Annotated in this window: 7 protein-coding genes and 1 pseudogene; 4 read left to right on the top strand and 4 right to left on the bottom strand. The window is 39.1% G+C overall.

Features of this window, described 5'->3' with window-relative positions; all coding sequences use genetic code 11:
- Positions 1-613, bottom strand: a 613-nt coding sequence (locus tag J502_RS12860) for a helix-turn-helix domain-containing protein (RefSeq protein ID WP_034684382.1), incomplete at its 3' end; no start/stop codon positions are given.
- A 957-nt stretch (positions 614-1,570) separates the two neighbouring features.
- Between J502_RS12860 and mutS the strand changes: the two genes are divergently transcribed.
- The 4 genes and pseudogenes from mutS to J502_RS12840 all read left to right on the top strand — a co-directional run bounded on the left by mutS (position 1,571) and on the right by J502_RS12840 (position 6,872).
- Positions 1,571-4,222 (top strand): DNA mismatch repair protein MutS, encoded by a 2,652-nt coding sequence (gene mutS / locus J502_RS12855; protein WP_034684379.1) that lies wholly within the window; start codon positions 1,571-1,573, stop codon positions 4,220-4,222.
- A gap of 664 nt (positions 4,223-4,886) precedes the next feature.
- A complete protein-coding gene (gene fdxA, locus J502_RS12850) occupies positions 4,887-5,210 on the top strand; it encodes a ferredoxin FdxA (RefSeq protein WP_005019709.1) in 324 nt (107 codons plus the stop codon).
- A 130-nt stretch (positions 5,211-5,340) separates the two neighbouring features.
- Positions 5,341-6,057 (top strand): D-Ala-D-Ala carboxypeptidase family metallohydrolase, encoded by a 717-nt coding sequence (locus tag J502_RS12845; protein ID WP_034428835.1) that lies wholly within the window; start codon positions 5,341-5,343, stop codon positions 6,055-6,057.
- Positions 6,058-6,203: 146 nt separating this feature from the next.
- Positions 6,204-6,872 (top strand): annotated as a pseudogene (locus J502_RS12840) (O-methyltransferase).
- A 186-nt stretch (positions 6,873-7,058) separates the two neighbouring features.
- Here the strand turns inward: J502_RS12840 and J502_RS12835 are convergent.
- The 3 genes from J502_RS12835 to J502_RS12825 form a co-directional block, all read right to left on the bottom strand.
- Positions 7,059-7,901 carry a universal stress protein gene (locus J502_RS12835; protein ID WP_005404457.1) on the bottom strand — a complete coding sequence of 281 codons (843 nt, stop codon included), beginning with the start codon at positions 7,899-7,901 and terminating at the stop codon, positions 7,059-7,061.
- Between the two features lie 152 nt (positions 7,902-8,053).
- Entirely contained in the window at positions 8,054-8,671 is a 618-nt protein-coding gene (locus J502_RS12830; RefSeq protein WP_005406480.1) for an acyltransferase, read from the bottom strand.
- Positions 8,664-9,260, bottom strand: coding sequence for an IMPACT family protein (locus tag J502_RS12825; protein ID WP_005406263.1), 597 nt, complete (start codon positions 9,258-9,260; stop codon positions 8,664-8,666). The genes J502_RS12830 and J502_RS12825 overlap by 8 nt, the downstream gene beginning before the upstream one ends.
- Positions 9,261-9,275 lie beyond the last annotated feature (15 nt).

Here is a 9,275-nt window from a genome sequence, read left to right as displayed (position 1 = left end):
TTTTTGTTGTATAGAGCTTGCAATGAACGACCTTGCTATAAGTGTCGATGAATGTTTGTTGATAGATTCGTCCAACACCTTTGAGATTCCCGACATAAAAGGTGTCTTGCGCGCCTAAATAGCCTGGATGAGCTGTTTCGATTTCACCACAAGCAACGTCATCCTCATGCTTACGTTCAAGTGCCGCAATCTGCTGATCATTTAATTCAATACCATCCTGTGCCACTTTAGCCTCAAGTGCTTTTAAACGTTTCTTAAAGTTTTCTAAATCATGACGAAGCCATATAGAGCGAACCCCACTCCCTGAAACGAATACACCCTTCTTGCGTAATTCATTACTAGTACGGTGCTGACCATATGCGGGATATTGAATTGCGAAATCAATAACAGCCTGTTCAGTAGCATCATCTACACGGTTTTTTAAATTTGGTACTCGACGGGACTTATTAATCAGTGCGTCAATATCACCAGACTTCACTAATTCCTGATAGCGATAAAATGTATCTCTTGAAACACCCATCACTTTGCATGCTCTGGATACATTCTGAAGCTCTTCAGCTAAATTAAGCAGACCTACTTTGTGTTTAATGATTTGATTGTTAGTATGCAACATAAGAAAGTTACCTTTGTTTGATTAAGATTTCGACACCTTTATCAAAACGGGTAACTTTCTCTTTTTCAAGAAGAATGTACGATCAAGTCTGAACTAATACATTTTATACTAAACAATAGATAAAGCAGTATCACGTCAATCATGTATGACTATATTCTAATTTAGCGCTCAGGTTGTTTCCTGTTGTTTTTATTTATACTCCAATCAATACTTATATTGCGCAGTGCTTATTCTCTCTTCATTTTATCAAAAGATTTTTCAGTTTATCCAGATCAAATTCTTTAGTTGAATTAAGATATAAAGTCCCTTTTGCTTCTTATCATATTTTCAGAACTTATGATCTTTCTATTGCCTGTACTCTCCTATTCTTTTATTAAAAACAACCTAGTCTTCAATTATTTTTATTAAATAAAACTTAATTACTTCATTTAAGACGAATATTTTACTATTAGCTTTTAACACTTATTTTTACTCATCAATCATTTAATTTAGGAACAGTAATTGCCTTGGAAATATAATGCCTTTACTCACTATAGGCCTATGCGAACTTTGACTAGAGATATATTTACAAAGTTATATAAATTATTATTTTTATAGCATTAAATCAAAATTTTAACTCTCATCTTTCCTTAAATAACTCTTCACCCATCTTCACCAAGACTTTTTATTAGTATCACTCAATTTCATATTATTTATGATACAAACTGACAGAGCAGACTTTTTGTTGTTAATTTACTCACTCATATGAGCAATCCTTTTTGTGAATCTATATGGATTTGTTAATATGACACCCGTAGAGTGCCTTCGTACTCTCACATACTGTTGACTCAATTTTAATATAGAAGAAGATATACTTTTTCTCTTCGTTCAGGTCAGGTCAGGTACGCATCGAATTGGTTAGACAGCCAAAATTCCTAGAAAACTAAATTTATTTTATAAATTTAAGGATTTACATACATGAATAGCACAGAAATAATGGCTGACCTCTCCACCCATACTCCTATGATGCAGCAGTACTTAAAAGTCAAAATGCAACATAACCATGCCTTGTTATTTTATCGTATGGGTGATTTTTATGAATTATTCTTTGATGATGCTCATAAGGCAGCCAAACTTCTTGGGATTACCTTAACCCATCGCGGTAAAGCTAACGGCAATCCTATACCGATGGCGGGCGTACCTTATCATTCTGCAGAGGGCTATCTGGCGCGTCTGGTTAAAGCTGGCGAAACAGTCGCCATTTGTGAACAGGTGGGTGAAGTTACAGGCAAGGGTCCTGTAGAGCGTAAGGTTGTACGTATTTTAACACCAGGTACACTAACTGATGATGCTCTGTTAAGTTCTTATCAAAGCTCTAATCTGGTCGCTTTATGTTTTCAGCAGAACCAGGTGGGTATCGCCTTACTGGATTTAAGCGCGGGTATCTTTAAAGTTCAACAGCAGGAATACAGAGCAGAACAATTGGCAATTGAACTTTCCCGTTTAATGCCAAGCGAAATTCTGGTCGATGAAGATCTCGTCGATGCCAATATTATTGAGCAAATCAAGAAACAGATTGATTGTCCAGTCACTAAGCGTCCAAATGTTGATTTTAATTTAAATAATGCGCAAAAAACGTTGTGCGACCAGTTTGCCGTGTCTACTTTGTCCGGTTTTGGTATTGATCATCTACCTCTAGCGAAGGCCGCCGCCGCCGCCCTCATTCACTATGCGAAAGAGACACAAAAAACGGCTCTGCCGCATATTCGGTCTATCCGTCTGGAACAGAGCAGTGATTTTATTGCGCTTGACCCGGTTACACGGCGCAATCTGGAAATTATTGATCCGTTGTTTGAGCATGGTACATCATTATTTCATCTCATTAATGAGTGTCAGACTGCAATGGGTTCACGGTTACTCAGCCGCACCTTAATGCAGCCCATACGTGATACAGTCATTTTAGAAGCTCGGCTTGATGCCATTGAGCAACTGGTTAAGGGCTATCATGAAGCTCCTGTAAGGTTGGTTTTAAAAGAAATCAGTGATATCGAACGGGTATTAAGCCGTATTGCCCTAGGCACTGCACGTCCCCGTGATCTGGTACAGTTGCGTCAGGCATGTAGCCAAATCCCTTTTTTACGTCATGCATTACAGCCAGTAATTGATAGTAAAAAATCAAAAATGCTTCATCAGCTTTATCAGGAGCTCGGTGATTTTAAGGTCTTATCTGAACGCTTAAGTTCAGCAATTGTTGAAAATCCGCCAGTATTATTACGTGACGGCAGTGTAATAGCCGAAGGGTTTGATCATGAGTTAGATGAGCTACGTAAAATTCGTGACCATGCCGGCCAGTTTCTGATCGACCTGGAAATTCAGGAACGTGAACAGACAGGTATTTCTACACTTAAGATTGGTTATAACCGGGTCAGCGGCTATTACATTGAACTTACCCGTGCACAGGCAGAGCAGGCACCCGAGCATTATATTCGTCGTCAGACCCTAAAGAATGCTGAGCGTTACATCACCCCAGAACTCAAAAGCTTTGAAGATAAAGTGCTTTCTAGCGAATCGCGTGCTTTGGCACGTGAGAAACTCCTGTTTGAATTACTACTTGAAGAACTGCGTCAGGATATTGCCAGTCTGCAAGTTATGAGCAGTGCTATAGCCCAGATAGACCTGCTGGCCAACTTTGCCTATCAGGCCCGCTTAAAAAGCTGGAACCGCCCGGAGTTTTCACCTGAAGTTGGGATCAAGATTATAGCTGGACGTCATCCGGTCGTAGAAAGTTTAAGTAAAACCCCTTATACCCCAAATGATACTTCTCTGGATTTTAATCATCGCATGGCGATTATTACTGGTCCGAATATGGGAGGTAAATCAACTTTCATGCGCCAAACTGCGCTAATCAGCCTATTGGCATATTGCGGCAGTTTCGTACCGGCACAGTCTGCACGACTCGGACCAATTGACCGGATTTTTACTCGCATCGGTTCAGCAGATGATTTGTCATCGGGTAAATCCACTTTCATGGTAGAGATGACAGAAACCTCTCAGATTCTGCATCACGCTACCAGTCAGTCTTTAGTGCTTATGGACGAGGTTGGCCGTGGAACCAGCACTTATGATGGGCTGTCTTTAGCATGGGCCTGTGTACTGGACTTAACTAAACGTATTAAATGCCTGTGTCTGTTTGCTACCCACTATTTTGAGTTAACCGAGCTTGGCCAGGAAGCTGGTATAGATAACTATCATGTAACAGCCAAAGAAATGAATGGCAATCTGATTCTTCTACACAAGGTACAGCCTGGGCCAGCAAGCCAGAGTCACGGCTTACAAGTAGCTAAACTTGCGGGTACCCCCGCCAGTGTAATTAAAGAAGCGCAAAAACGCCTCAAAATTCTGGAAAAGCAGCAGCAACAGCATTTACAGACAGTGGTACAAAATGATCTGTTTGATGTAATTTCCCTCGTAGTTTCTCCTGTCACGGAGACGATAACTGAGGTTGAAAAAACTTCTCCTGTACTAGAGTCTTTAGAACAGCTTGATATCGATAGTCTTTCTCCACGGGAAGCTTTGGCTCAGCTCTATAAACTCAAAGATCAGCTTGAGCAGACGATGAGTAAAGGCTAAAAAACAGACCACAAATCTGAATATAAAAATCGCACTATTCAGTGCGATTTTTATATATTGCTATTTCTACCTGCATTCTGTACAGCTTATCTATTTTCAAGTCTATAATTTATAAAATTAAATTTATCTTTATCTCGTTATAAGATAAATGCAGACATCTTTATGCAGATAAGACCAAGAATCTTGGGTTCTATTTCCAGATTATTTTTTTACACTCCTTGAGTTGACCACTTAAACAGTATAATTGATCAGGAATTTAAACTTCTCTCATAAATCTTAACTTCTATTACAACAATCAATCCTGAGCTTGGAATCAGTAATAGATTTTCAAGCTACAATAAAGTAACTCGGCCAAGAATTAATCTTAAAAAATATTGGTATAAATAAGGCATTATTTTTTATAGATCTTACTGTTCATTTTTAGACGAAATTTACTCCTGTACTCTTTATTGGTAGTTATGCTCTTGTTTTTGAATTGCTATTTTTATGAAATTTTTCAAGAAATATAGAACTGTTTTACTTAGTACTGTTTAAATATCAATATTCTAATTGTATTTCATGCATATAAATAACAAATATCAATAAAAGGAATTGTTAGTAGAGTAGATTTTTGCCTAAAATAGCGCATTACTCATTAGAACCGTATTTTTAGGTAGCTGTCGCCATGACCTTTGTTGTCACTGAAAACTGTATTAAATGTAAATATCAAGACTGTGTAGAAGTTTGCCCGGTAGACTGCTTCTATGAAGGTCCGAATTTCCTGGTTATTAATCCTGATGAATGTATTGACTGTGCTCTGTGCGAACCAGAATGCCCGGCCAATGCAATTTTCTCTGAGGATGAACTTCCAGAAGGTCAGGAAGTGTTTATCGAACTTAATGCAGACCTTTCACAAAAATGGCCAAATATTACTCAAATTGGTGAACAGCCAGCAGACCGTGAAGAGTGGAATGGCAAACCGGACAAGCTCCAGTATCTTGAGAAATAAAATGAGAAAAGATCAGCATAAGCTGATCTTTTTTTATACTCAAATTAAACATTAGATTGCAATTTTTCCCATTTTTCCCGACATTTTTGAATTAGAATAGATATCCAATTTATAAGTAATTGATTTTTCGATGAAGCATTTATTGAAAGGTATAATGGCAATTGGCATTATGCCTTTGGTGATGAGTGGTTGTGTTACTGCGCCGCAACAAGGCAATATGGCCCATCCACATGGAAAACGTATTTTTATACCACAGGAACGCGTGATTATTGAACGTCCGATTCCACCTAAAGTTGTTCCTAATTCTTACCAAACCTGGCTTGCTTCAGGCGATAATCTTAGACGTGTGCGCGAGTATGAACAGTTTCTGGAACGCAATAACGTCGGCAATATTATCCCCAGTTTTGAACTCATGCGTACTGCCCGTGACTGGCAAAAATGTGGCCGCTCACAATATGCCATCCCAAATCGTGAATTATGGAATAACCAGCTGGCAACCATACGTATATTTAAATACTTGGTAGCGTCTAAAATTCTGACCGATTTTGAAGTGACTTCAGTCTATCGGGATTTACCTTTAAATCAATGTGCTGGTGGGGCCAATTCTTCACGCCATTTGTTCAATTCAGCTATAGATTTTCGTATAGGGCCAGAGTTTCCTCAACCTGAAGATTATGCTTTCATTGAAAATACCAAATTTAAATTATGCCAATTCTGGTCTCAGCATGGGCAAAGCTTTAATATGGGTCTTGGTCTGTATGCCTCTGGACAAATTCACATTGATACTCATGGTTACCGTACTTGGGGACCAGATCTGACCCGTAACAGTTCAATGTGTCATTTCTAATTGAATTTCTGTCAGATACAGGAGGCTTATGCCTCCTTTTTTACAATCAGAAATTGCAGAAAAAACCAGCGAATCTTTTTAAGGTAAATTGAACTCTGACTAGAAAGGCTTACAATTGCCTCAATGAAAATACAGGTGATCAAATTATGCAGCAGATGTGGACAGAGGTTGACCAATTTATTGATTCACATTTAATTCCCGATGATCCATGTTTAGGACGAACTGTAGATAATACAGCACGTCGAGGTCTGCCTGAACATCTGGCAGTTGCCCCTAATCAGTGAATGCTTCTGCAAATGTTGATTCAGATGAACAATTGTAAGCGAATTCTGGAATTGGGTACTTTTGCTGCTTATAGCACAGTCTGGTTAGCCAGAGCACTGGGTGATGAAGGTTATGTGCTTACTATCGAAGGCCGTGAAGCTCATGCTGCTGTCGCACAGGAAAATATCGAGCATTCCGGACTGGCAGCTCAAATTGATTTAAAAGTTGGACGTGCTGCTGATATTTTAAATGAATTAATTAAACAGAATGCCGAACCTTTTGATTTTATTTTTATCGATGCCGACAAACAGAGTTATTCTGAATACTTGGAATTAAGCTTGAACCTTTCACGTTCAGGGACTTTAATTTTCATGGACAATGTCATACGTGCCGGTGAAATCATCAATCCTGAAAATAAAAAACCAAGTATTGAGGGTATACGCGATTTGTTTGAGGCCTTAAAAGATCACCCACGGCTTCTATCTTCTACAGCTCTACAAACAGTCGGGAGTAAAGGCCACGATGGGTTTGCATTAGCTATTGTAAAATAAAAACTCAAAAGCATAAAAAACAATCACTATAAAAAAATTTTTAAATTCCAATATATTACATATACTGTCCATATAGTTATCCACAGTAATTGCGGATAACTATATGGACTTTTTTAATACTATTTAAAACTTTACAACTTATTCTAAATATATTAATGGCTAAATAGATTAGTCTTTAAAGATCAATTATTTTGCTACTAATAGCGGAACTGTCGCGTTACGGAAAATAGTTGTGGCAATGCTGCCCAAGAAAAACTGCCGAATTTTACTCTGACTAAAGGCTCCCAGAACAATGATCTGAATCCCATGTTCACGCTGATAATCTAAAATATTTTCTGCTACATCTCCATAGCGATATTCTACTACAACATCGAGTCCTGCATTCTTCAAGAACTGAGTAGGCTCATTTAGAACCTCCGGTTGGTCACCTACATAAAGCAAATGGCACTGCAACTGTCTAAGCAGGTCACTCACTGCAATGCGGCGCATCATGGCAAGACAGGTCGGTGAATACTCATAGGCAAAAATAAACCGTGTTGGTGGCTTAAACGTTTCACCTACCGTCATTACCGTACTTCTTACACCACGGATAAAATTTTCAACGTTACTGCCAATTGCTTTGTTACGTTCAGCAGAGCGTTCACCCACACGGCCAATCACAACAATATCTTCTTCATGGAGTAAATTGAAACTCTGCTCCAGAAAATCTCCCTTTTCCTGAATTTTAGTGCAGGTAATACCATATTTTTCTTGAATCAGATTGGAAATATGTTTAAGCAGATTATTACTATAATCCATGGCAAGTTCACTTTGTTTCTGTTCAAGCTCTGCCAGTTCTTTCAAGAGCATGGCATTACTTTCAAAGCCGATTACGCCACTAATTTCTCCCAAATGATAACTGGCAGGGTAATAATCCAGAATCTGTAATAGCACTAGTTCTCGTTGTGTTTTCGATGCTATCCAGGCAGCTGCCTCAGCAATTGCATTGATACATGGAGATGAGTCAATACATGCAATTACACGGTTCATTTTACGCCTCTCTTTAGGTCTTAACGCCCAATATGTTTTAATGTCATAACTTAAGCTATCACAAAGCAAGTACTTTATGCGTTAATTTTTTAAACTGGAAAACCTGCCAGTAAAATAATCATTTATAAATATTCTATACTAAAATGCAGCTTTTATTTCCGATAGCGAATCAGTTTAGCCGGGTTTCCTGCCACAATTTCACAGGTAGCCACATCATGTGTCACCATACTATTCATACCGACTACTGCATGTGCTCCTATTTTGATACCATCTTTTACACCAACATGTGCACCTAACCACACATCTTTCCCAATCTCAATTCCCTGAGAACGTACCGGTTGCTGGTAGATCGCCTGTTCAAGTGCCATACCATGATCAAATGCATACAGATGACAATAAGCGGCAATCCTGGCCTGATCGTGTAGACAGATTCCAGCACGACCACCATCTAAAATACAATGGTGATTAATCGCGACTTCCTGCCCGATCTCAATTGGACCATGTAAGGTACAGTCTGCTGCAATAAAGCTATGATCGCCAATAATAATCTTGCGTCCCGGTTCGGCAAAAATATGGGCAAGTGGTGAAATAAAGCAGTTTTTACCAATCTCTACTGTTTCCATTTCCATCAGATAAGCCTGATATTCCTGCTGCCATGCTTCGGCCCAGGCCCGATGATGGGGCTTTAACGTATAGTACAGCCAAGGCATATAATTCAAGCGGTGCTTATGCTGATCTCTATATTTTAGTAAAGGATCCTGTTCAGGCATGCTCCTGCTCCTGTAATTTTAGCTGTTCCCGTCCCCGGCTAATATCTTGAAGTTTTAAATTAAAGGAATGAATCTGATGCACCTGCAAAAGTAACTCTACTTCTACTCCTGTAGCTGTATAATTTTCCTGAAACTCAATCTGCTGCTGGTTAAGTTCATATTGCAATATAGCCCATTCATTAAAATGACAGCAGAAGTAAGCCTGTTTTTTCTCAATTACTTCAACCTTTTCTGCCAGCAGCAGGCACTGTCCAGCACATCCACCATAAGCCCGTACCAGCCCTCCTGTACCCAGCTTGATTCCACCATACCAGCGGTTAACCAAGACAATAATATTGGTAAGTTCATTCCCTTCAATAGTGGCAAGAATAGGACGGCCTGCTGTTCCCGAAGGTTCCCCGTCATCATTAAAACGGATTTGATGCCCAATTTTCCAAGCCCAGCACTGATGAGTAGTACTATGATCTTTATAAGTTTCAAGAAAATCTTTTACTGCCTGTTCATTATCTACAGGCGCAGCAATTGCAAGGAACCGACTCTTCTTGATTTCTTCTTCAAACTGGACTGGGGAGGAAATTGTAAACGGCATATCACCATCACATGT

The sequence above is a fragment of the Acinetobacter sp. 1294596 genome, from assembly GCF_000582925.1.
GTDB lineage: Bacteria > Pseudomonadota > Gammaproteobacteria > Pseudomonadales > Moraxellaceae > Acinetobacter > Acinetobacter radioresistens.
This window is presented reverse-complemented; position numbering and strand designations above follow the sequence as displayed.